At 70.8% G+C, this 22,733-nt stretch carries 19 protein-coding genes; 15 read left to right on the forward strand and 4 right to left on the reverse strand.

The window, feature by feature from the left end:
- Positions 1-28: 28 nt before the first annotated feature.
- Genes ABD808_RS15030 through ABD808_RS15060 form a run of 6 tightly spaced genes read left to right on the forward strand, consistent with a single transcriptional unit; the run spans position 29 to position 6,991 of the window.
- Complete coding sequence (locus ABD808_RS15030) at positions 29-1,318, forward strand: ABC transporter substrate-binding protein (RefSeq protein ID WP_344896311.1); 1,290 nt, start codon at positions 29-31, stop codon at positions 1,316-1,318.
- On the forward strand, positions 1,315-2,325 hold the full coding sequence (locus ABD808_RS15035; protein WP_344896314.1) for a carbohydrate ABC transporter permease: 1,011 nt from the start codon (positions 1,315-1,317) through the stop codon (positions 2,323-2,325). The genes ABD808_RS15030 and ABD808_RS15035 overlap by 4 nt, the downstream gene beginning before the upstream one ends.
- A complete protein-coding gene (locus tag ABD808_RS15040) occupies positions 2,326-3,171 on the forward strand; it encodes a carbohydrate ABC transporter permease (protein ID WP_344896317.1) in 846 nt (281 codons plus the stop codon).
- A gap of 3 nt (positions 3,172-3,174) precedes the next feature.
- Positions 3,175-4,377 (forward strand): ABC transporter ATP-binding protein, encoded by a 1,203-nt coding sequence (locus ABD808_RS15045; protein ID WP_344896320.1) that lies wholly within the window; start codon positions 3,175-3,177, stop codon positions 4,375-4,377.
- Positions 4,374-5,369, forward strand: a complete 996-nt coding sequence (locus ABD808_RS15050; protein WP_344896323.1) for an NAD(P)/FAD-dependent oxidoreductase — start codon at positions 4,374-4,376, stop codon at positions 5,367-5,369. The genes ABD808_RS15045 and ABD808_RS15050 overlap by 4 nt, the downstream gene beginning before the upstream one ends.
- The gene (locus ABD808_RS15060) at positions 5,366-6,991 is read left to right on the forward strand and encodes a UGSC family (seleno)protein (RefSeq protein WP_425548928.1); all 1,626 of its coding nucleotides are present in this window, start codon (positions 5,366-5,368) and stop codon (positions 6,989-6,991) included. Before ABD808_RS15050 ends, ABD808_RS15060 begins: the two co-directional genes overlap by 4 nt.
- Before the next feature lie 82 nt (positions 6,992-7,073).
- On the opposite strand, the gene ABD808_RS15065 is transcribed toward ABD808_RS15060, so the two are convergent.
- From ABD808_RS15065 to ABD808_RS15075, 3 genes are all read right to left on the reverse strand, one after another.
- Complete coding sequence (locus ABD808_RS15065; protein WP_344896330.1) at positions 7,074-8,363, reverse strand: ABC transporter substrate-binding protein; 1,290 nt, start codon at positions 8,361-8,363, stop codon at positions 7,074-7,076.
- Positions 8,364-8,432: 69 nt separating this feature from the next.
- Positions 8,433-9,713, reverse strand: coding sequence for a UGSC family (seleno)protein (locus tag ABD808_RS15070; RefSeq protein WP_344896334.1), 1,281 nt, complete (start codon positions 9,711-9,713; stop codon positions 8,433-8,435).
- Positions 9,714-9,812: 99 nt separating this feature from the next.
- Positions 9,813-10,103: a UGSC family (seleno)protein gene (locus tag ABD808_RS15075; protein WP_344896339.1), complete on the reverse strand. Its 291-nt coding sequence runs from the start codon at positions 10,101-10,103 to the stop codon at positions 9,813-9,815.
- Between the two features lie 195 nt (positions 10,104-10,298).
- Here ABD808_RS15075 and ABD808_RS15080 point away from each other — a divergent pair, with 195 nt between their 5' ends.
- The 9 genes from ABD808_RS15080 to ABD808_RS15120 all read left to right on the forward strand — a co-directional run bounded on the left by ABD808_RS15080 (position 10,299) and on the right by ABD808_RS15120 (position 21,888).
- Positions 10,299-11,108, forward strand: coding sequence for an IclR family transcriptional regulator domain-containing protein (locus tag ABD808_RS15080; protein WP_344896342.1), 810 nt, complete (start codon positions 10,299-10,301; stop codon positions 11,106-11,108).
- 47 nt (positions 11,109-11,155) lie between these two features.
- The gene (gene selB / locus ABD808_RS15085) at positions 11,156-12,919 is read left to right on the forward strand and encodes a selenocysteine-specific translation elongation factor (RefSeq protein ID WP_344896347.1); all 1,764 of its coding nucleotides are present in this window, start codon (positions 11,156-11,158) and stop codon (positions 12,917-12,919) included.
- 31 nt (positions 12,920-12,950) lie between these two features.
- The gene (locus tag ABD808_RS15090; RefSeq protein WP_344896351.1) at positions 12,951-13,925 is read left to right on the forward strand and encodes an FAD binding domain-containing protein; all 975 of its coding nucleotides are present in this window, start codon (positions 12,951-12,953) and stop codon (positions 13,923-13,925) included.
- A gap of 50 nt (positions 13,926-13,975) precedes the next feature.
- Positions 13,976-16,069, forward strand: a complete 2,094-nt coding sequence (locus tag ABD808_RS15095; RefSeq protein ID WP_344896357.1) for a xanthine dehydrogenase family protein molybdopterin-binding subunit — start codon at positions 13,976-13,978, stop codon at positions 16,067-16,069.
- A gap of 102 nt (positions 16,070-16,171) precedes the next feature.
- Positions 16,172-17,491: a Rieske 2Fe-2S domain-containing protein gene (locus ABD808_RS15100; RefSeq protein ID WP_344896362.1), complete on the forward strand. Its 1,320-nt coding sequence runs from the start codon at positions 16,172-16,174 to the stop codon at positions 17,489-17,491.
- A 31-nt stretch (positions 17,492-17,522) separates the two neighbouring features.
- Positions 17,523-17,807 carry a type II toxin-antitoxin system HicB family antitoxin gene (locus tag ABD808_RS15105; protein ID WP_344896365.1) on the forward strand — a complete coding sequence of 95 codons (285 nt, stop codon included), beginning with the start codon at positions 17,523-17,525 and terminating at the stop codon, positions 17,805-17,807.
- Positions 17,804-19,639 carry an ABC transporter permease gene (locus tag ABD808_RS15110; RefSeq protein WP_344896370.1) on the forward strand — a complete coding sequence of 612 codons (1,836 nt, stop codon included), beginning with the start codon at positions 17,804-17,806 and terminating at the stop codon, positions 19,637-19,639. The genes ABD808_RS15105 and ABD808_RS15110 overlap by 4 nt, the downstream gene beginning before the upstream one ends.
- Positions 19,640-19,642: 3 nt before the next feature.
- Positions 19,643-20,803, forward strand: a complete 1,161-nt coding sequence (locus tag ABD808_RS15115) for an ABC transporter ATP-binding protein (protein ID WP_344896374.1) — start codon at positions 19,643-19,645, stop codon at positions 20,801-20,803.
- Positions 20,800-21,888 (forward strand): ABC transporter substrate-binding protein, encoded by a 1,089-nt coding sequence (locus tag ABD808_RS15120; RefSeq protein ID WP_344896377.1) that lies wholly within the window; start codon positions 20,800-20,802, stop codon positions 21,886-21,888. The genes ABD808_RS15115 and ABD808_RS15120 overlap by 4 nt, the downstream gene beginning before the upstream one ends.
- Positions 21,889-21,929: 41 nt before the next feature.
- Here the strand turns inward: ABD808_RS15120 and ABD808_RS15125 are convergent, their stop codons facing one another.
- Positions 21,930-22,613 carry a GntR family transcriptional regulator gene (locus tag ABD808_RS15125; protein ID WP_344896380.1) on the reverse strand — a complete coding sequence of 228 codons (684 nt, stop codon included), beginning with the start codon at positions 22,611-22,613 and terminating at the stop codon, positions 21,930-21,932.
- Between the last annotated feature and the right edge of the window lie 120 nt (positions 22,614-22,733).

Consider the following 22,733-nt stretch of genomic DNA (forward strand, 5'->3'; position numbering starts at 1 on the left):
CGACCCCCCACGGAAGGTGAGAGCGAAAATGAGAGACCACCGAAGAAGACGGCTCGGCCGCAGAACCCTCGCCGGTACCGGAGCGCTGGTCACGAGCGTGCTCCTGGCGGCGGCCGCCTGCGGGGGAGACGGCGGCTCGTCCGACGGGACGGTGACGCTCAGGATGTACTCGACGACCACGACCGAGCCCGCGTTCTCGGTGCTGATCGACGGCTTCCACAAGAGCCAGTCGAAGATCAGGGTGAAGGCGGAGTTCATCCCGTCCGCCAAGGTCGGCCAGGTCACCACGACGATGATGCAGGCGGGCAACCCGCCGGACATCATCATGGCGAGCCCCGGCTCGGGCGGCGGCTCCAACGGCATGTCGGTGTACCGGCTGGCCGAGGCGAACCGGCTCGCGGACCTGAGCGCCCGGCCGTGGGCCAACGACCTGCCGGCGATGCTGAAGCCTCCGGCGCAGTACGAGGGGAAGACCTACAGCCTGATCCTCGGGGTGTCCACGCAGTTCCTGAACTACACGACCACCGACTTCGACAAGTGGAAGGTCCAGCCGCCGAAGACGTTCAAGGAACTGCTGGACATGTGCGGCATGATCAAGTCGAAGGGCATGTACGCGATGGCGTCCGGCGCCGCCGACATGGCGGGCAACCGGATGCGGATGCAGGTGTTCGCCGCCGCGAACGTCTACGCCAACGACCCCGACTGGGACAAGAAGCGGATCGCCGGTCAGGTGAAGTTCCAGACGTCGCCCGGCTGGAAGAAGACGTTCCAGCAGGTCCAGGACCTGGTGACGCACGACTGCTACTACCCGGGGTCGGCGGGACGCACCACCGAGGAGGCCCGCAAGCTCGGCGCCACCGGCAAGACGACGATGGGCATCGGCCCGTCGATCGCGGCGGCGTACCTGTCCAAGGCCAACCCGGGTCGCAAGTGGGCGGCGGCCGCGGTGCCCGCGGGCGACACCGCCACCCCGAACCTGCCGCTGGAGGTCGCCGGGATCTCGGTGGCCAAGCGCGGCAAGCACGTGGACGCGGCGATCAAGTTCCTCGACTACCTGGCCGCGCACCGCGACGTCTATTCCAAGAACAGCGGGGCGTTCTCCCCGGGGATGATGGCGAAGGGCGAACTGCCCGACTTCCTCAAGCCGCTTGAACCGCTGGCGAAACAGAACAGGTTCAGCCTCGCCGCCAGCACGATGTGGCCGTCCGAGGCCCCCGCGCAGGTCGCGTACAAGTACATGACGGGACTCCACAACAACACCCGCACCGTGGACGACATTCTGAAGGCCATGGACCAAGCGTGGGACAACGCCAAATGACGGAAAGGACCACAAAGAAGCACGCGGACACGTCGGCCCTGCCACCCCTGGCAGTGGCCGACGGCCCCGGCGACAAGGACAAGGGAACGGAGCCGGGCGGCTCGTGGTGGCGGCGCCGCCGGGGGGACAACCGCCCGGCGGGCGGCGCCCGCAAACCGCCCTGGGCGCTGGCCATGGTGGGCATCGCGCTGCTGTTCGGGATGCATTACATCGCCCCGCTCTCGGGCGGCATCTACGCCTTCACCGACTGGGACGGGTTCAACACGGCCAAGTTCATCGGGCTGGAGAACTTCCGCGAGATCTGGAACTCCAACGTCCAGCGCGGCGCGGTCCTCCACACGTTCGTGTTGGCCGGGTCGTATCTCGTGCTCGTCAACCTGGTGGGCCTGGCATTGGCGCTGGCGCTGAACCGGACGCTGAAGTCGCGCAATTTCCTAAGGACGTTGTTCTTCGCGCCCGCCGTGCTCAGCCCGCTCGCCGTGTCCTACATCTGGCAGTACATGTTCACCTACGACGGCGCGATCAACCGGATGCTCGGCGGGATCGGGCTGGACTCGCTCCGGCACGAATGGCTGGGCGATCCGGACACCGCCATCTGGTGCGTGCTGGTGGTCATGGTCTGGCAGCACGCGGGCCAGGCGATGATCATCTATCTGGCCGGGTTGCAGGGCGTCCCCGACGAGCTGGAGGAGGCGTCGGTGATCGACGGGGCGCGGCTGTGGATGCGGCTGCGCCGCATCACGCTGCCGCTGCTCGCGCCCGCGTTCACCATCGTCTCGACGCTGATGCTGATCTCCGGCCTGCGGGTGTTCGACCAGGTGTTCGCGCTGACGCAGGGCGGCCCCGTCTACTCCACCGAGACGTTGGCGACCCAGGTCTACCAGCAGACGTTCGTCGAGGGCAGGTTCGGCTTCGGCGCGTCCATCGCGATGGTGATGACCCTGCTGATCTCGGTCCTCGGAATCGCCAACATGATGTATCAGCGACGCCGGGAGAGGCGGTTGTAAATGGGTGCCTTCCGGTACACCTCGCGGTCCTTCATCCGCGAGATCGTCATGATCGTGGCGGCGATGCTGTTCGCGTTGCCGTTCTATTTCCTGGTCGCCATCTCGCTCAAGAACGACCAGGAACTCACGGCGGAGCCGTTGAAGCCGCCATTCGCCGACCCGAAATGGGGAAACTACTCCGATGCCTGGTCCAGCGGCGGCACCACCGGCGGGATGGGACGCGCGTTCCTCAACACCGTGATCATCACGGTGGGCAGCGTGGCGTGCCTCGTGCTGGTGTCGTCACTGACGGCATATGTGATCGCCCGGCGCACGTCGAAGATGAGCAACGGGCTCTACGTGATGTTCGTCATCGGCTTCATCATGCCCGCGACGCTCGGGCTGGTGCCCGTCTACGTCGTCATGCGAAGCATGGGGCTGCTGGCGACCTACCACGGCATCATCATCCTGCACACCGCGGGCATCCTTCCGTTCGCGGTGTTCCTCTATGTGGGATTCATCCGCGCGCTTCCACTGGAATACGAGGAGGCGGCGCAGGTGGACGGCGCCGGAATGTTCCGCACGTTCTTCAAGGTCGTCATCCCATTGTTGCGGCCCATCACCGCGACCGTGGCGATGCTGTCCGGACTGGTCGTATGGAACGACTTCTTCCTGGCGCTCATCTTCATGAGCGGAAGCTCGATCGGAACATTGCCGGTCGCGCTGAACTCGTTTGTCAACGAGAACTACACCCAGTGGAACCTCGTGTTCGCGGGGGCGACCATCGCCATCCTGCCGATGCTCGCCGTCTTCATCGTCGCCCAACGGCAGTTCGTCCGGGGCCTGGCCGGAGGGATCCGAGGCTGAGACATGGGAACAATCGACATTCGCGGGCTGGGAAAGGTGTACCCGGGCGGGACACGGGCGCTCCGCGACCTCAATCTGGAGATCGCCGACGGAGAGTTCATGATCTTCGTCGGCCCGTCCGGCTGCGGCAAGACGACCGCGCTGCGCATGATCGCCGGACTGGAGACGATCGAGGAGGGCGAGATCAGCATCGGCGGCACCGTGGTGAACCGGGTGGAACCCCGTAAGCGCGACATCGCCATGGTGTTCCAGAACTACGCCCTCTACCCGCACATGACCGTCTTCGACAACATCGCGTTCCCGCTCCAGTGCGAGGGCAGGCGCAAGCCGGAGATCAAGGAGCGGGTGGAGGAGGCGGCGCGGCTGCTCGGCCTCGGCGAGCTGCTGCGCCGCAAGCCGCGAGCCCTGTCCGGCGGGCAGCGGCAGCGCGTCGCGATGGGCCGGGCGATCGTCCGCAAGCCGCAGGCGTTCCTGCTGGACGAGCCCCTGTCCAACCTGGACGCCAAGCTGCGCATGCAGATGCGGGCCGAGCTGTCCACCGTCCAGCGGACGCTGGGCGTCACGACCGTCTACGTCACCCACGACCAGGTCGAGGCCATGACGATGGGCACCCGCATCGCCGTCATGCGCGGCGGCCTGCTCCAGCAGGAGGGCACGCCCGAGCTGGTGTACGACCGTCCGGCCAACATGTTCGTCGCGACGTTCATCGGCTCGCCCGGCATGAACCTGCTGAGCTGCCCGCTGGTCGCGGACGCGCCCGAGGACCTGCGGTGCGTGGTCGGCGAGCAGCGGATACCGGTGCCCAAGGAGTTGCACGGGGCACTGGAACGCCATGTCGGTTCCAAGATCGTCCTTGGGGTGCGTCCCGAGAAGCTCACCGACATGCCGGTGCACGCCGCCAACGGCAGCGGCGCCCCCGTCGGGCGGCTGCGCGGCGAGGTGTCCGTCGTGGAGATGCTCGGGCACGAGCGCCTGATCCAGGTGGAGGTCCCCGGCGAGCCGGTGGCCGCCGACCCGGAGCTGGAGAACCTGCGGCGGCCCGAGGGCGACGACGGGAAGAACGGGCAGGCGGCGCCGGGCACGGCGATCGTCTACGCGCGGTTCTCGCCCACCTCGGCCGTGAAGCCCCTGGAGACCGTCGACATCCCGGTGAACCCCGGCGACCTGCACTTCTTCGACCCCGAGACAGGTGAGGCGATCAGATGACGAGTGACGACTTCGAGGTGCTGGTGGCGGGCGGCGGGATCGGCGGGCTGACCGCCGGGCTGTTCGCCGTCCGCTCCGGCCGCCGGACCGGGCTGCTGCTCGGCGACGACATCGGCGGCGGCCATCTGCTCAGCGTCGGCAGGATCGAGGACTTTCCCGGCTTCCCCGAGGGGGTGCCGGGCTTCGATCTGTGTCCGATGCTCCAGGAGCAGGCGCAGGACGCCGGGGTCGAGTTCGTGACGAGCACGTTGAAGGGCCTGGAGTCGGCGGAGAAGGCGTCCGAGGGCGCGTCCGGCGGGGGCTGGACGGCCACCACCGGCGACGGCGAGGTCCGCGCGGGCGCCGTCATCGTCGCCACCGGGTCGGCGCTGCGGGAGCTTGGCGTGCCCGGCGAGTCCCGGCTGCGCGGCCACGGCGTCTCCGACTGCGCGACGTGCGACGGGCCGCTGCACCGGGGCAAGACCGTCGCGGTCGTCGGCGGCGGCGACTCCGCGTTGCTGGAGGCGCTGGAACTGACCAACCATGTCGGCAAGGTGCTGCTGCTGAACCGCGGCGAGTCGCTCGACGGGCAGCAGACATATGTGAGCCGGGTGCTGGAGCACGCCTCGATCGAGGTGCGCCACTCCACCGTCGTGGAGGAGGTCCTCGGCGACACCGTCGTGTCGGGCGTCCGCGTCAAGGACACCGGTAGTGGCGAGACCACGGACGAAGAGGTCACCGGGATTTTCGTGTACGTGGGTCTGCGGCCCCGCACCGAGGTCCTGCGCGACTGGCTCACGCTGGACGGCGACGACCGCGTCCCCACGGACGGCTCGATGCGCACCGCCCTGCCCGGCGTGTTCGCGGCGGGCGACATCCGGACCGACTCGGCGAGCCAGGCCATCACCGCCGCGGGCGACGGCGCCACCGCCGCGCTCGCCGCGCACCGCTACCTCGCCGACCCGGGACGGGCCTGGCCCGTCCCGCCGACCCTGAGGGGAGCATCAGCATGACGATCAGCGTGTACGACCCGCGCGGGTACCCGCCCAAGGTGGAGGGACGGTCGCTCGCCCCACGCCTGGAGACCCTCGACGGCAAGGTCGTCTACCTGGTGATCGCGCCGTTCGACAACACCGACGTGTTCATGGACCGGCTCGCCGCCTGGTTCAAGGAGAACCGGCCCGGCGTCGAGACGCGGATCGTGGCCACCGAGGCGTTCGGGCAGGACTCCCCGGCGATGCGGGCGGAGATCGAGGCGGCCGGTGACGCGGCCGTCGTCGGTCTCGGCCTTTGAAGCACCTGCGCCCCGACGGTCGTCGGGATCGCGGCGGAGCTGGAACGCTCCGGGGTGCCCACCGTCGGCGTGCACTCCAAACAGTTCCGCAGGATCGCCAGCAACGTCGCCCGGACGAAGGGCATGCCGACCATGCGGCAGGCCTACCTTCCGGGCGCGATCTCGGGGAGGTCGGGAGCCGAGCTCACCGAGTACATCGAGGGGACGGACGCCGTCAGCGGCCGCCCGTTCATGACCGGGCTGCTCGACGCGCTGGCCGGGCGGCTGGACGAGGAGGACGTCAGGGGCAGTGACTACGACCGTCCGTCGCGGCAGCTCGTCGAGGCCGCCGACGAACGGGCCGCGCACGCCCTGTTCCTGGAGAACCGGTGGACGGACGGCCTGCCGATCGTCCTGCCGACTCCGGAACGCGTCCAGGAGATGCTGACGGGCACGTCCCGCCGCCCCGACGAGGTCGTCGGACGGCTCGCGCCCGCCAAGTTCCGGGAGCGGTGGGAGTACACGGTCGAGAAGGTCGCCGTCAACGCGGTGATGGCCGGGGCCGCCCCGGTGCACTTCCCGATCATCCTGGCGCTGGCCGCCAGCGAGGTCACCGCCCGGATGAGCAGCCTGACGTCCATGGCGACCATCGCGATCGTCAACGGGCCGATCAGGCTGGAGGCGGGGATGAACGCCGGGGTCGGCGCGATGGGCCCCTACAACCAGGCCAACGCCGTCATCGGCCGCGCCTACGGGTTGCTGTCACAGAACCTTCAGGGCGGGTCGGTGCCGGGTGAGACCTACATGGGCACGCTCGGCAACAACTACGCCTACACCGCCACGTTCCCCGAGAACGAGGAGGACAGCCCGTGGGAGCCGCTGCACGTCCAGCACGGTTTCCGGGCGGACGAGAGCGCGGTCAGCCTGTTCCTCGGCGGCTGGTACACGATCTCGGGCGCGGTGCCGCGCCGCAGGCACTGGAAGGAGATCCTGCGCGGCGCGCTGCGGGCCTGCGACCCGGCGTTCGCGCCGCTGGTGGTGATGGACCCGACGGCGGCGAAGGAGTTCGTCGAGGCCGGGTTCGCCGGTAAGGACGACCTGCGCGCGTGGCTGGCGCGCAACGGCCGGATGACGGCGGACGAGTACTGGTCCAACGGCGTGGTGCGGGCCATCCTGCGCCCGCTCGCGATCGCCGGTCAGGAACCGCACGCCACCAAGTACCGGGCGACGGGCGAGGAGCCCGTCGAGATCTACGACGCCGCCGACATCAACATCGCGGTGATCGGTGGCGGGACGGCCAGCGCGTCCAAGCTGATCGCCGCGCGCCACGAGGTCACCGTCCCGGTGGACCCCTGGCGCTGACACGAGGAACCGCACACAGAAAGGAATCGCCGTGGCCGTCGAACCTCCCCGCGGAGGGCTCGACGGTCACGGCGGTTCCGGTTCATTGGGCGGTGGCGTCCCAGGCCTCGTCCATGGCCTTCAGGATGTCGTCCACCGTCCGGGTCTTGTTGTAGAGCCCGGCCATCATCTTGTAGGCGGCCTGCGCCGGGGCGTCCGACGGCCACATGGTGCTGGCGCCCAGGCTGTACTTGCCCTGCTTGGCCAGCGGCTCCAGCGGCTTCAGGAAGTCGGGCAGCTCACCGCGCGCCATCTGCGCCGGAGAGAACGACCCGGTCGCCGTGGCGTACGAGTCGAGCCGCTGGTACACGAAGTCGAGGAACTTGAGCGTCTCCTTGACGTGCTTGCCGCGGCTTGCCGCCGCCATCGCGCCCACTTCGAGCGGGAGCGTGCTGCTGCGCCGTCCCGGCACCGGGATCGCGGCCCACTTGCGCTTCGGGTTGCGCGCGGTGACGTAGGTCGACGCCGTCGACGGCCCGATCCCCATCGTGGCCTTGTCGCCCTTGATCTGGAGGTTCTTGCCCTCCTCGGTGGTGCGGCCCGCGCCGCCGGGGTAGTAGCAGTCCGCGTTGATCATGTCGACGACCTGCTGGAAGGTCTGCCGCCAGCCCGGTGTGGTCTGGAACTTGACCTGCCCGGCCGCGCGCTTCTTGTCCCACTGCGGGTCGTCGGTGTAGACGTTCGCGGCGGAGAAGGACTGGAGCAGCATCCGGTTGCCCGCCGGGTCGGCGGCGCCCGGCACCAGCGCGTACTTGTCGTGCTTGCGGATCTCGCCGCACAGCTTCAGCAGATCGTCGAACGTCGACGGCGGCTTCAGCCTCCACCCCGCCAGCTCGTTGACGGTGTAGTCCATGAACTGCGTGGACGCCCCCGTGACCAGGGCGTAGACCTTGCCCTCGTAGGTGACTGTGGGTTTGAGCAGCTCCGGCACGTTCTGCATCCACGGCTTGGACGTCACGTCCTCCAGCCGGTGGGCCTTGGCCAGCTTGTAGAGCGGCAGCCCGGACGCGCCGCCCCCGGATCCGGGGGAGACGCCGATGATGTCGGGCGGGTTGCCCGCCTGCATCTCGGTGGTCGTGGTCGGGCCGATCTTCGGCGCCGGGACGTACTGCACATTCATCTTGATACGCGGCGCGTTGGCGTCGTTGAACTCCTTGACGAGCGCGTCGAGACCGGTCTTGACGGCCGGGGACGCGTACATCCGCAACGTCACGTCGCCGGAGCCGCCGCCGGAGCCGCCGCAGCCGGCGGCCATGACCGTCAGCGCGGAGGCCCCGGCGACCCAGGCGAGCCGCCTTCCGCGACCCCGCCCGTACTGCCGTTTCCCTACCATGGGCCCTGGTCCTCCTCAGTACCGGTTGCCTGTCACGTGCGTGCACACCCCCCGGCAGTTCCTGTTCGCTCAGCGCCACTCGTCGATGGACACCGTCCGGCCGGACAGCGACCGGTCGAGCTTGGTGCCGTTGGCCATGCCCTCCAGGACGCTCCACGCGGCGGCGCTCCGCCCGCCGACGACGACCACGTGGACGTCCTCGGGAACGTTGATGCGCACCTCCTCGTCGGGGTCGGCCGCCAGGTAGGTCGCCCAGGGCTCCTCGCCCGCGCGCGCCCGGTAGCCGAAGAACAGCTCCTGGAGCCCCTGCCCCCACCACCGGCGCGCGGTCACCCGTCCGGTGTCGGAGATGAACTCGATGAGGTCGGCCTTGCGGTCGAAACCGTGGTGCTCGACGAGGTTCTGCGCGGCGAGCGGGTCGAGCAGCAGCACGACGCCGCCGGTCGCGCGGGTCGCGTTGAAGATCCGCCGGGCGGCGTGCTCGCGCCAGTGCTCCGCGATGCCACCCGAGGTGATCATGGTCCGGACGCCGCGGAACACGGTGGCGGTGCTGTCGTCCGGCCCGAAGCCGTGCTGGACGTGGTACGGCTCCCAGGGGGAGCGTTCCTCGTTCTCGGCGAACGTGAGGTTGGTGAACGAGAACGGGTTGCCGAGCGACCCCATGTAGCTGATCCCCGGCTGGGACCCGCCCTGGAGGTTCTGCGAGCCGACGCCGTAGGCGCGGCCGATCGTGGCGTTGGCCCGGCTGTAGGGACCGAGCGCGCCGATCCCGGAGTTCATCCCGATCTGGTCGCGGATCGGGCCGTTCACGAGGACGGCCTCCGACATGGACGAGATGCTGCTGTGCCGCGCCGAGTAGCCGCTGCCCAGCAGGGCCAGGATCACCGGGAAGTACTCGGGCGCCGCCCCGGCCATCACCGCGTTCACGGCGGCCTGCTCGACGGTGAACTCCCAGTAGTCGCGGGTGGACGCGGCGCGGAGCTTGCCGACGATCTCGTCCGGGCCGTGGCTCGTCCCGGCGAGCATCGCCGCGACGCGCTCCTCGGTGGGCAGGACGATCGGCAGCTTGTCGGTCCAGCCGTTGTCCAGGAAGAGGGCGTGCAGGTCGTCCTCGGTGGCCGGTTCCAGCGTCCGGGACCGGACCTGCTCGAACGTCGCCCCGGCCATGTCGGCCTCGTCGAGCGGCTTGGTCAGGCCGTCGAGGATGTCGACCGAGAACGGGTTGCCGGAGACGGGGTTGTCGCCCTCGACGTAGCCGCGCAGCTCACCGGCGGTGCGGCCGGGGACGGGCGAGGGCACGAAGGCGTGCCGCAGCGTGGGGATGCCGCCGAGCCTGCTGGTGGAGGCCACCAGCCGCGCGAAGGCGTCGGCGTGGACGGAGACGGTGGGAACGCGGTACTCGGACTCGAGCCGCGTGGCGTGGCCGGCGACCGCCGGCGCGCAGCCGCTTCAAAGACCGACGCCGAGGATCGCGGCATCGCCCTCCGCCGCGATCCGCGCGTACAGCTCGGGCGCCGGGTCGAACGGGGTGGACAAGTGCTCGGTGACCGTCCGGACGTCGGGCCGGTGCTCCGCGAACGAGGCGCGGAGCTGGTCGATGAACTCGCTGGAGTTCTCGAAGCCCGCGTCCACGAGGAACACGGTCTTGCCGTCGAGGGAGTCGGGCCGTGGGGCGAGCGACTTGCCGCCGACGACGGGCGCGTTTCCCTCGGGATTGAAAACCGTGATCTTGCCGGCCATGACGTCCCCTCTTCCTGACCGCTGCTTCTTCGCCCTGATGTGCGTGATGAGCACAGATGTTCGTATGGTGATTCTCCTCAGCAGTGTTGAGGTTGTCAACACTTAGATTGACCCCGGCATCGGTGCCCGACTATCGTGCGGATCAAGAACAGATGTTTGGCATCCGTACAGAACTGGCGACCTGGCGATGAGTCGATGACGGAACCGATGACGGCGGACGACCCCGTCCGGGAGCGGGCCCGGGCGGCGCACTTCGTCCAGTCCCTGGAGCGCGGGCTGAACGTGATCAGGGCGTTCGACGCGACCACGCCCCAGATGACGCTCAGCGAGGTCGCGCACGCCACCGGCCTGACCAGGGCCGCCGCGCGCCGGTTCCTGCTCACGCTCGTCGACCTCGGCTACGTGCGCAGCGACGGGCGGCGGTTCTCGCTGACGCCCGGCGTGCTGCGGCTCGGCTACTCCTACCTGTCGGCCCTCTCGCTGCCCGAGGTCGCCGAGCCGCACCTGGAGCGGCTCGTCGCGTCGGTGCACGAGTCGTCGTCGGTGTCGGTGCTGGACGGTGACGACATCGTCTACGTGGCGCGCATCCCGACGTCCCGCATCATGACGGTCGCGATCAGCGTCGGGACCCGGTTCCCCGCCTACGCCACGTCCATGGGCCGGGTCCTGCTCGCCGACCTGCCGGGCCCTGAGCTGGACGAACGCCTCGACCGGGCGGCCAACGGCCCGATCACCACCCGCACCACCACCGACCCCGAGGCGCTGCGCCGCGAGATCGACCGGGCCCGCAGGCAGGGCTGGTCGCTGGTCGACCAGGAGCTGGAGGACGGCCTGCGCTCCATCGCCGCGCCCATCCGCGACGCCGCGGGCACGGTGGTGGCCGCCGCGAACATCTCCGCCGCGTCCAGCCGCACGCCCGCCGCGCGGATGCGCCGCGAGCTGCTGCCGCTGCTGCTGGACGCGACCGCCGGTATCGAGGCCGACCTGCGCGCCGCCCGCCGCTGATCGTGCCCGCCGCCGGTGGAACCGGCCGCCGGGGGAAGGACGGGAACATGCATGTGATCGCCACCGCGGGCCACGTCGACCATGGCAAGTCCACCCTCGTCGCCGCGCTCACCGGGATGGATCCCGACCGGCTCGCCGAGGAGCGCCGCCGGGGCCTCACGATCGACCTGGGCTTCGCGTGGACGACGCTGCCCGGCGCGGGCGAGGTCGCGTTCGTCGACGTCCCCGGGCACGAGAAGTTCGTGGCGAACATGCTGGCCGGGGTGGGTCCGGTGCCCGCCGTGCTGTTCGTCGTCGCGGCGGACGAGGGCTGGATGCCGCAGAGCGCGGAGCATCTGGAGGCGCTCGACGCGCTCGGCGTGTCCCGGGGCGTGCTCGTCGTCACCCGCGCCGACCTGGGCGACGCCGCCGCCGCGATCGAGGAGGCGCACGAGTGGATGGCCGAGAGCTCCCTGCGCGACCTGCCCGCCGTCGCCGTCAGCCCGGTCACGGGGGAGGGGCTCGACGACGTCCGCGCGGCGATAACCGACCTGGTCAGCGGGCTCCCCACGCCCGATCCCGCCGCGCCCGTGCGGTTGTGGGCCGACCGGTCGTTCTCCATCCGCGGCGCGGGCACCGTCGTCACCGCCACACTCGGCGCGGGCACCGTCGAAACGGGTGATGAGCTTCTCAACACCGAGGGCCGCGTGGTCAAGGTGCGCGGGATCGAGGCGCTGGGGGAGCACCGCGACCGGGTGACCGCCACCGCGCGGGTCGCGCTCAACCTGCGCGGCGTCGACCGCGACGACGTGCCGCGCGGGCTGCCGCTGCTCACGCCCGGCGCCTGGCGGATGGCCGAGTCGGTGGACGTGGAGCTGCGGCACACCTCGTCGGAGGCCCCGCCGGAACGGCTCGTCCTGCACATCGGCACCGCCGCCGTGCCGTGCCGCCTGCGCCCGCTCGGGCCCGCGCACGGGCGGCTGCGGCTCGACCGTCCGCTGCCGCTGCGGCACGGCGACCGCGCCGTGCTGCGCGACCCCGGACGCCGCAGGATCACCGCCGGTCTCCTGGTCCTGGACGTCGATCCGCCCCCGCTCACCAGGCGCGGCGCGGCCCGGACGCGCGCCGCCGAGCTGGCGGGCCTGCGCACCGCCGACGATGTCACGGCCGCGCACCTGTGCCGTGGCCTGCGGCGCGGCGCCGACCTCGCCGCGATGGGCCTGCCGACGCCCGGCGCGGCCCGGCACGGCGACTGGTGGACGGGCGACGAACGCTGGGCGGAGTACGCGGCGGAGCTGGCCGAGGCCGAACGGCGGCACCGCGCCGCCCATCCGCTGGAGCCGGGCCTGCCGGTCGCGGCGGCGGCCCGGCGGCTCGGCCTTCCCGATCCCGCGCTGGTGCCCGAGCTGGCCGCCGCCGCCGGGCTCGACTGCGCGGGCGGCCTGCTCACCCCGCCCGGCCATGTCCCCGGCCTGCCGGACGCGCTCGACGAAGCCATCCGCAAGCTCGAAGGCGACCTGGCCGCCGATCCGTTCGTGGCGCCGTCCGCCGACCGGCTGGCCGAGCTGGGCCTCGGCACCGCCGAGCTGGCCGCCGCCGAACGCTTCGGCAGGCTGCTGCGCGTCGCGCCCGGCATCGTGCTGCCGCCGGACGCCGACCGCCGCGCCCTCGACGTGCTGGCCGCGCTGCCCCAGCCGTTCACGTTGAGCGACGCCCGGCAGGCGATGGGCACCACCCGCCGCGTGGCCGTCCCGCTGCTGGAGCTGCTGGCCGCCCGGGGCCTGACCCGCCGCACCGAGGACGACCGGCACCGGCTTCGCGACCCGAAGTAAATTTTCTATAGTCTATGGAAAAGGAGGTTCGGTGAAGCCCTTCGAGTACGCGCGGCCCGCCGACGCGGGCACGGCCGTGGCGGCGGTGGCGGCCCGTCCGGACGCGGCCTTCCTCGGCGGCGGGACGAACCTCGTCGACCTCATGCGGCTCGGCGTGGCCGGGCCCGGCCTCCTGGTCGACGTCACCGGCCTCCCGCTCGACCGGATCGAGCCGGTGCCCGGTGGGCTGCGGATCGGCGCGACCGTCCGCAACACCGACGCCGCCGCCGACCCGGAGGTCCGGCGCCGGTATCCGATGCTCGCGCGGGCGCTGCTCACGGGCGCGTCCGGGCAGGTCCGCAACATGGCGACGATCGGCGGCAACCTGCTGCAACGCACCCGCTGCGCCTACTTCCAGGACGTCACCCTCCCCTGCAACAAGCGAGAACCCGGCTCGGGCTGCGCCGCGCTGCACGGGCACAGCCGGTACCACGCGGTGCTCGGGGCGTCCGACCGGTGCGTGGCGGTGCACCCGTCCGACATGGCGGTGGCGCTGGCCGCGCTGGACGCCACCGTCCGGATCCAGGGCCCCGGCGGGGAGCGCACCGTGCCGGTCGCCGAGTTGCACAGCGCCGACGAGCCCGACCGTGACACCGTCCTCGCCCATGGCGAGCTGATCACCGGCGTGGACCTGCCGGACCCGCCCGCCGGACGGTCCGCGTACCGCAAGGTCCGCGACCGGGCGTCGTTCGCGTTCGCGCTGGTCTCGGTCGCGGCGACGCTCGACGTCGCGGACGACGGCACCGTCCGGAGCGCGCGCGTCGCGTTCGGCGGCCTCGCGCACCGCCCGTGGCGAGCCCGACAAACCGAGGCGACATTGCGCGGCGCTCCCGCCACCGACGAATCGTTCCGCGCGGCGGCGGACGCCGAACTGGCCGCCGCCCGCCCCCTCCGCGACAACGCCTTCAAGGTCCCGATGGCACGCGGAGCGCTGGTCGCGACGCTCCGAGAGTTGGCCGCCCGATGACCGCGCCCGTCACGAGCAGTTCCGGGGGGCGTGGGGGGTCGTCCCCCCACATGAGAACGACCCGCGCCGCCGTGGGAACACCGGTCGCCCGCCTGGAGGGACGCGCCAAGGTCACCGGCACCGCGCGCTACGCCTTCGAGCACCCCGCCCCCGACCCGCTCTACCTGGCTCTCGTGACCTCGACGATCGCCCGGGGCCGGATCACGGCCATCGACACGACCGCGGCGGAGCGCCTGGACGGCGTCGTCACCGTCCTCACCCACGAGAACGCCCCGCGTCTCGCGTCCGACGAGAACCGCGAGCTGTGGGTGCTGCAGTCCCCCGAGGTCGCGTATCGCGGGCAGCTCATCGGCGGGGTCGTGGCGTCCACCCAGGAGATCGCCGCCCACGCCGCGAGCCTGGTCACGGTCGAGTACGACGTGCGTCCCCACGACGTCGAGCTGCGCGCCGACCACCCCGACCTGTACGCGCCCCCCAAGATCAACGCCGGACTGGAGACCGACACCGCCCTGGGCGACGTGGACGCCGCGCTCGCCGAAGCGCCGATAACGCTCGACCTCACCTACACGACGCCGCGCCAGCACCACGTCCCGATCGAGCCGCACACCGCCGTCGCCCGCTGGCACCGCGACGACGGAGCCGACCACCTCACCATCCACGACACCACCCAGGGCGTGTTCCGGACACGGCTGTTCCTGGCCGCCGCGCTCGGCCTCCCCCCGGAGCGCGTCGAGGTCGTCTCGCCGCACGTCGGCGGCGCGTTCGGCAGCAAGGTCCGGCCGAAGTCGCACCATGTGCTGGTGGCGTTCGCCGCCCGGACGGTCATGGGCCGCACGGTGAAGCTGGCCCTGACCCGCCGCCAGACGTTCGCGGGCACCGGCTACCGCACACCGACCATCCAGCGGGTCCAACTCGGCGCGGACGCCGACGGCAGGTTGACCGCCATCGCGCACGACGCGGTCGCGGAGACGTCCCGGTTCGTGGAGTTCGCCGAGCAGACGGCGGCCGGTACCCGCACCATGTACGCCGCGCCCAACCGCCGCACCACCCACCGGCTGGCCGCGCTGGACGTCTCCGTCCCGACCGTGATGCGCGCGCCCGGCGAGGCCCCCGGCATGTTCGCGCTGGAGTCGGCGATGGACGAGCTGGCCGTCGCCTGCGGCCTCGATCCGATCGAGCTGCGCGTCCGCAACGAACCGGGCCGCGACCCCGAGACCGGACTGCCGTACTCCACCCGCGACCTCGTCGCCTGCCTGCGGGAAGGGGCCCGCCGGTTCGGCTGGACGGCCCGCGACCGGGAGCCGGGCGTCCGCCGGGACGGCGGCTGGCTCGTCGGCACCGGCGTCGCCGCGTCGACCTATCCCGCCTTCCCGTACATGAGCCAGTCGACAGCCAAGATCCGGGCGCTCGGCGACGGCCGCTACGGCGTCGATATTGGCGCCGCCGACATCGGCACAGGCTCGCGAACCGCACTGACGCAGATCGCCGCCGACGCCTTGGACGTCCCCTTGGACGCCGTCGACCTGCGCCTCGGCGACAGCGCGCTGCCCCTGGCCGCGCCCGCCGCCGGGTCGATGGGCCTGGGCGGCTGGGGCTCGGCGATCACCGCCGCCGCCCGCGCGTTCCGTGACCGCCACGGCGTCGCACCCGCGGAGGGCGCCGAGGTCACGGCGAAGGGCGACGCCGTCCCCGGCGCCGGGGAGTTCGAACTGCACGCGTTCGGCGCCCAGTTCGCCGAGGTCAGAGTGCACGCCGACACGGGGGAGATCCGGGTGCCCCGGCTGCTCGGCGTCTTCGCGATCGGACGGGTCGTGAACCCCCGCACGGCCCGCTCCCAGCTCGTCGGCGGGATGGTCATGGGCCTGTCGGCGGCGCTGCACGAGCACGGCGTGATGGATCCGATCCCAGGTCAGGTCGTCTCCAACGACCTCGCGGGCTACCACATCGCCGCTCACGCCGACGTCCAGGACGTCGACGCCGTCTGCGTCGACGAGTTCGACCCCCGCTACAACGCACTCGGCGCGAAGGGGGCCGGTGAGATCGGCGTCGTGGGCGTCGCCGCCGCCGTCGCCAACGCCGCGTACCACGCGACCGGCGTCCGCGTCCGGGACCTTCCGCTCACGCCCGACGCGCTCCTGCGCTGACCGGACGGCCCGGGCGAACGCTGGAAAGACCCTTGTTCCACAAACTCTATATACTGTAGCCTATCGGCGAAATGGACGGCGGAACGTGGGAGGGAGCCGTCAGTGCTGAGTCACGAGAACAACGAACTGGTGACGCGCGTGGGCCCGGGAACCCCGATGGGCACGCTGATGCGGGAGTATTGGGTGCCCGCCATGCTGGCCCGGGAACTGCCCGAACCGGACGGCGATCCCGTGCGCGTGCTGCTGCTCGGCGAGAAACTCATCGCCTTCCGCGACACTTCGGGACGCATCGGGCTGCTGGCCAACAACTGCCCGCACCGCGGCGCGTCGCTGTTCTTCGGACGCAACGAGGGAAACGGCCTGCGCTGCGTCTACCACGGGTGGAAATTCGACGTCACCGGCCGGTGCGTCGACATGCCGAGCGAGCCCCCGGAAAGCGACTTCAAACGCAAGATCAAGCCCGCCGGATATCCGTGCGTCGAACGCGGCGGCATCGTCTGGACGTACATGGGAACGCGCGAAGTACCGCCGCCGCTCCCCGACTTCGAGCAGCTCGACGACGACGTCGAGAACCGCGAGTCCTTCGCCAGCTTCCGCGACTGCAACTGGCTCCAGGTGCTGGAAGGCGACCTGGACACCTCGCACGTCGGCTTCCTGCACACCGGGCACGGCTCACCCGACGAGGTCGGCGAGGGAACGTTCCTGCAATTCGCGCTCCAGGACCAGGCGCCGCGCTACAAAGTGCTCGACACCGATTTCGGCACCACGTACGGCGCGTACCGTCCGGCCGGTAACGACGACGACTACTACTGGCGGATCGGCCATTTCCTGTTCCCCTTCTACACGATGACGCCGACCGGAGTGCTCGGCCTGCGCGTCGGCGTCCGGGCATGGGTCCCCATGGACGACCACCACACGCTCCAGTTCAGCGTCGGCATCAAGCGCACCTACCTGGCGCCCAAGGGCCAGCGTGTCGGCATCACGGGAAAGCTGCCCCCGCAGAAGCCCAACACCACCGACTGGTTCGGCCGCTTCCGCCTGGAACAGGACGTCGACAACGACTACCTCATCGACCGCGACGCCCAGCGTCGCGGCGACAGCTACACCGGCATCGAGTACATCTCCACGCAGGACGTCGCCGTCACCGAGAGCATGGGCCCGATCTACGACCGGTCCCAGGAACGGCTCGGCAGCTCCGACATGATGATCATCCGGGTCCGGCGGCGGCTGATGGCGGCCGCGAAGGCCCTGGTGGAACAGGGCGTCACCCCGCCCGGCGTGGACGATCCCGAGGTCTACCAGCAGCGCTCGGGCGGCATCGTCCTGCCGAAGGACGTCGACTGGGTCGAGCGCACCCAGAACCTGCGCCGTGCCCGCGTCGAGCATCCCGAGCTCGACCCGTCCGTCGCGGGCGGCATCTGAGCCGCGCCGCGCGAGAGAAGGCGGTCACGGCATGAACGTGGACGACTATCTGGCCATCCCCTACATCCTGGACGTCGTGGCCGTCGAAGGCCCGGACGGCGAATGGGTCTGCCGCCTGGAGTACGAGGAGCTGCCCGGCTGCGTGGCCGAGGCGCGCTCGCCGTTCGACGCCCTGGACGAGCTGGAACGCCTCCGCGAGGAGCACATCCGCAAGCTGGTCGCGGAGGGCCGTCCGGTCCCCACGCCGCGTGCGGCCCTCCGCCCCGCGCGGGCAGGCCGCTCGGCGGCGTCCTCCGGGGAAGCGGGCGGCCCATGACCGCCCGGACCCTGCCCCGGAGTGGCGCCCGAAGCAACCGGATCGTCCGGCTGCGGCGCCGGTTCCTGCCCGCGGACACGCTCGTCGTGCTGCTCCTGGTCCTGCTGGTGGGGTTCCTGTTCATCTACCCGTTCCTGATGCTCGTCTTCGGGGCGTTCCGCACCGCGGCCCCCGGCCTGCCGGGCGACTTCACGGCCGACGGCGTCACCGGCGCCTACAAGGACGCGAAGGTCTGGACGACGCTGAAGAACTCGGCCCTGTACTCCGGCGCCGTCCAGGTGCTGTGCCTGACGATGGGCGCGTTCTTCGCCTGGGTGGTGACGCGCACGACGACGCCGCTGCGACGGCTGGTCACGCCCATCATGGTCCTGGTCTTCGCCACCCCGACGATCTTCTTCACGATCGGCTGGGGCATGCTCGGCCGCGACCCCGCCGGGCTGATCAACGTCGGCTACCGGGCGCTGCCGCTGCCCGGCGACGCGATCATCAACGTGGAGTCCTGGTACGGGATCATCGGCGTGACCGCGCTGAAGCTGACCGCGATCGTGTACTTCCTGTTCCTCGGCTCGTTCATGGGCCTGAACCGGAGCCTGGAGGAGGCGTCCCGGGTGTCGGGCGCGGGGCGGCTCCAGACCGTCCTGCGGGTCGAGCTGCCCGTGCTGGCCCCGGCGATCACCGGCATCGCGATCCTCGGGTTCACCGCCGGGCTCAGCCTGCTCGACATCCCGCTGCTGCTCGGCCTGCCCGCCGACATCCACGTCTTCCCGACGGAGATCCTGTCGCACGTCACGGCGGAGACGCCGTCCGACTACGCGGGGGCGAGCGCGCTGTCGATGCTGCTCGTCGCGATCGTCGTGGTGCTCGTGCTCGTCCAGCGCAGGCTGCTCGGCCAGCGGTCGTTCGTCACGGTCACCGGCAAGTCCGACGACCGGGCCCGCTGGGACATCGGACGCTGGAAGTACGTGTGCACGGCGGTGATCGTCCTGTACGGCGTGCTCGCGGTGCTGTTGCCGGTCGGGCAGCTCGTGATCGGCTCGCTCCAGCCGTTCTTCGGCGTCTACAGCAACTTCACCACGGCCAACTACACGGCCGTGCTGGACGACCCGGAGACGACGTCCGCGCTGGTCACCACGCTGACGGTCAGCGGTATCGCGGGCCTCGCCGGAACCGCCATCGCGGTCGTGGTCACCTACGTCGGCAAGAACAACCGGTCGCGGCTGCGGGGCGTCCCGGCGATGGGCGTGTGGATCCTGATGGCGCTGCCCGGCATCACCGTCGGACTCGCCATCCTGTGGGCCTACCTCGCCGTCCCCGGCCTGCGGGATCTGTACTCCACGGTCTGGATCCTGGTGATCGCGCTCGCGGTGCACTCCGTCCCGATCACCAGCCGCGCCACCGAGGGCTCCATCGCGCAGATCGGCACGGAGTTGGAGGAGGCCGCGCGGATCTGCGGGACGACCGCCACCCGCACCCTCATCGTCATCACCGGACGGCTGATCCTGCCGAGCTTCCTGGTCGGCTGGTTCGTCGCGGCGGTGCTGTCGGCGGGGAACCTGGACGTCCCGATCCTGCTCGCGTCACCCGACAACCAGACCCTGCCGGTGAAGGCGTACTCGCTCTACCAGAGCGGAGACGCCGGCCAGGCCGGGGCGTCCTTCTGCGTGCTGATGGCGAGCTTCATCGTCGTCCTGGCCGTCGGCTGGACGGCGGGCACGCTGCTGCGCCGCTGGGGCGCGGGCCCCGGGCGCCCCACGACACGACACCGCACGACACGACACCGGACGACGAGACGGCACCGCACGACGACACGACCGCACGACGAGTTGGTGTGAGACATGGCGAGCATTGGAATCAGCGGGCTCGGCAAGCGCTACGGCGCGCTCGCGGCCCTGGACGGCGTCGACCTGTCGGTGCGGGAGGGCGAGTTCCTCACCCTGCTCGGCCCGAGCGGCTGCGGCAAGACGACCACCCTGCGCTGCCTCGGCGGGCTGGAGAAACCGGACGCGGGTGAGATCACCATCGGCGGGGACGTGGTGACGTCCGTGCCCGAGCAGATCTTCGTGCCGCCCGAGCGACGCGACATCGGCATGGTGTTCCAGAGCTACGCGCTCTGGCCGCAGATGAACGTGTTCCAGAACGTGGCGTACCCGCTGCGGCGGCGCCGGGTCGGTCGCCGGGACGTCCAGAAACGGGTCGAGCAGGCGCTGGAGATGGTGGGGCTCGCCGCGCTAGCGGAACGTCCGGTCACCCGGCTGTCGGGCGGCCAGCAGCAGCGGGTCGCGCTGGCCAGGGCCCTGGTCAGCAGGCCGCGGGTGGTGCTGTACGACGAGCCGCTGTCCAACCTGGACGCCAAGCTGCGCACCAGCATGCGCATGGGCATCCGCGACTTCCAGCGGGAACTCGGCACCACGGCCGTGTACGTGACGCACGACCAGGTCGAGGCGATGTCGCTGTCGGACCGGATCGTCCTGATGAAGGACGGGCACGTCCAGCAGGTCGGCACGCCGCGCGAGATCTACGAGCGTCCCCGCACCTGGTTCGTCGCTGACTTCGTCGGCTACGAGAACTTCTTCGACGCTGACATCGTGGAACGCTCCGGCGACCGCGCCGTCGCCCGTCTCGACGGCGCGGACGTCGCCCTGCACTGCGTCGGCGGCCCGGGGAAGAAAGGACGGGCCCGGCTGTGCGTGCGCAGCACGGCTCTCAGCGTCGTCCGCGCCGACGAGGTGGCGGGGGAGCGCACGAACACGATCGACGGGCGGGTCAAGGACTCGATCTACCTCGGCGGGCAGGTGGAGCACTACATCGAGGCCGCCGGGACGGTGCTGCGGGTCCGCGACGACGACCCGGTCCCGTCCGGGGGGCAGGTGAGCCCGGGGGACGCGGTCAGCGTGCGGATCCCCCCGGAGAACATCGTCGTGCTGGACGCCGACGAGGCGTCCGAGCCGACCACCAGGGGGCAATGGAACGATCTCGACAGGGTAGGTTCTCCATGACAAGCAAACGGCTGCTCAGCGCCCTGGTCGCGGCGGCACTGCTCGCCGCCTCGTGCGGCGGGAGCGACGACTCCGCCGCGCTGACCCCGGAGGGGGTCGGCGGGAAGGCCAACCAGCAGAAGCTCGACGCGCTCTACGAGGCGGCGAAGAAGGCGGGTGACGACAAGCTCGTCATCTACAGCGAGACGCTCGGCGCCGGCAGCGCGCGGCCCGTGCTCAACCTGTTCGAGAAGCGCTATCCGAAGATCAAGGTGCAGGCGCAGGCCGGGTTCGGTGCCCAGCTCGCCAGCAGGCTCGACCACGAGTTCGCCGCGAACAAGCACGTCGGCGACCTGCTGGAGGTGGCCATCACCGACCTGGAGCGGCACTCCGCGCAGGGCCGGCTCCAGCCGTACTCGCCGCCGACGGCGACGGGCGTGCCGAAGGAGCTCACCTGCGAGGACGGCCAGGCGCTCGGCAGCGAGCTGTCGGTGCTCGGCATCGGCTACAACACGCAGAAGGTGAAGAAGGACGAGGCCCCCAAGAGCTGGAACGAGCTCCTCGACCCGAAGTGGAAGGGGAAGATCGCGCTGAACTCGCCCCTCCAGCCGGGGCACGGCGCGCAGATCGTCCAGTATCTGCTGGCGAACGGCTTCACCATGGACTTCGTGAAGCGGCTCGCCGCCCAGGACCCGACGCTCGTGCCCGGCACCCGCGCGCTGGTGGACCGGGTCGCGCAGGGACAGGCGTGGATCGCCGTGCCGTCCGCCACCGACCAGTTCCTGGCGGCGGAGGCGAAGGGCGCGCCGATCGGGATGGTGCTGCCGACCGGCGGCGGCAACCTGAAGCACCTGAACTGCATGGGCATCATCAAGGGCGCGGCGCATGAGGACGCGGCGAAGCTCTTCTACTCCTGGTGGTACACGCCAGAGGTGCAGAAGGCCATCGCCAAGTACATGTTCAAGGCGTCCGTGGTGCCCGGGGCGGCACCTCCCAAGGGGATGCCGCCGATGGACCAGTTCAAATTCTGGCCGGAGATCCCCCCGGCCCAGTACACCAAGGCCCAGCCCGGGTTGATCAAGCAGCTCAACCCGATCTTCCGGTAGCCGGACTCCGGCTGGTCCCGGCCGGTCCGGCCGGGCCGGGATCAGCCGGCGGCGGAGTCGTCGACGTTCTGCCGCAGCCGGGCCGCGTGCAGGATGTGCTCGGCCATGAAGCGGCGGGCGTCGTAGGGGTCGCCCCGGTCCAGCGCGTCGATGATGCGGTCGTGGTCGTCCGACAGCGACTGCGCGTTCTTGGCGTCCTTCCAGATGGTCATCCGCGGCGGAATGAACGCCCACAGAGAGGCGGCCTGTAGTGCGACGAGCGACGAACCCGCTTCGTAGATGGCGAAGTGCAGCGTCCGGTTCAGCACGGACAGCCGCGACTCGTCACCGGCCTCGATGGCCGCCTGGAGCTCGTCGTGGGCGGCGCGGATGCGGGCCATCGCCGGGTCGTCCATCCGCTCGACGGCGAGGGCGGTGGCGAGGCCCTCGACCTCGGAGCGCAGGAGGTAGAGGTCCTCCACCTCCTGGGGCGACATGTCCTTGACGGTGGCGCCGCGGTGGGACTCGTACTCCAGCGCGCCCTCGGCCTCCAGCAGGCGGAACGCCTCGCGCACCGGCGTGGGGCTGACCCCGTACCGCTTGGCGACGTCGGTCTGCCGTAGGTTCGTTCCGGGCTTGATGATCCCGTCGGCGATCTCCCGGCGGAGCCGCTCCAGGACGTACGCGGTCTTGCTCAGCGGCGGGCCGCTCTCCGCGGCGGTCGCGGGTTCGGGTGTTCTTGACATTTTGTTTCCTCCGGCAGTCAACCCTGCTATCTAGATAATACTCTATTGAGTCTCTGGACCTGTTCTTACGCGGTCTATCCGAGCCCCTTCTTCCGAATCCTTTGTGACGAACGCTGCGCG

Origin of the sequence: Actinomadura meridiana (genome assembly GCF_039537545.1) — a bacterium.
Classification (GTDB): Bacteria; Actinomycetota; Actinomycetes; order Streptosporangiales; family Streptosporangiaceae; genus Spirillospora; species Spirillospora meridiana.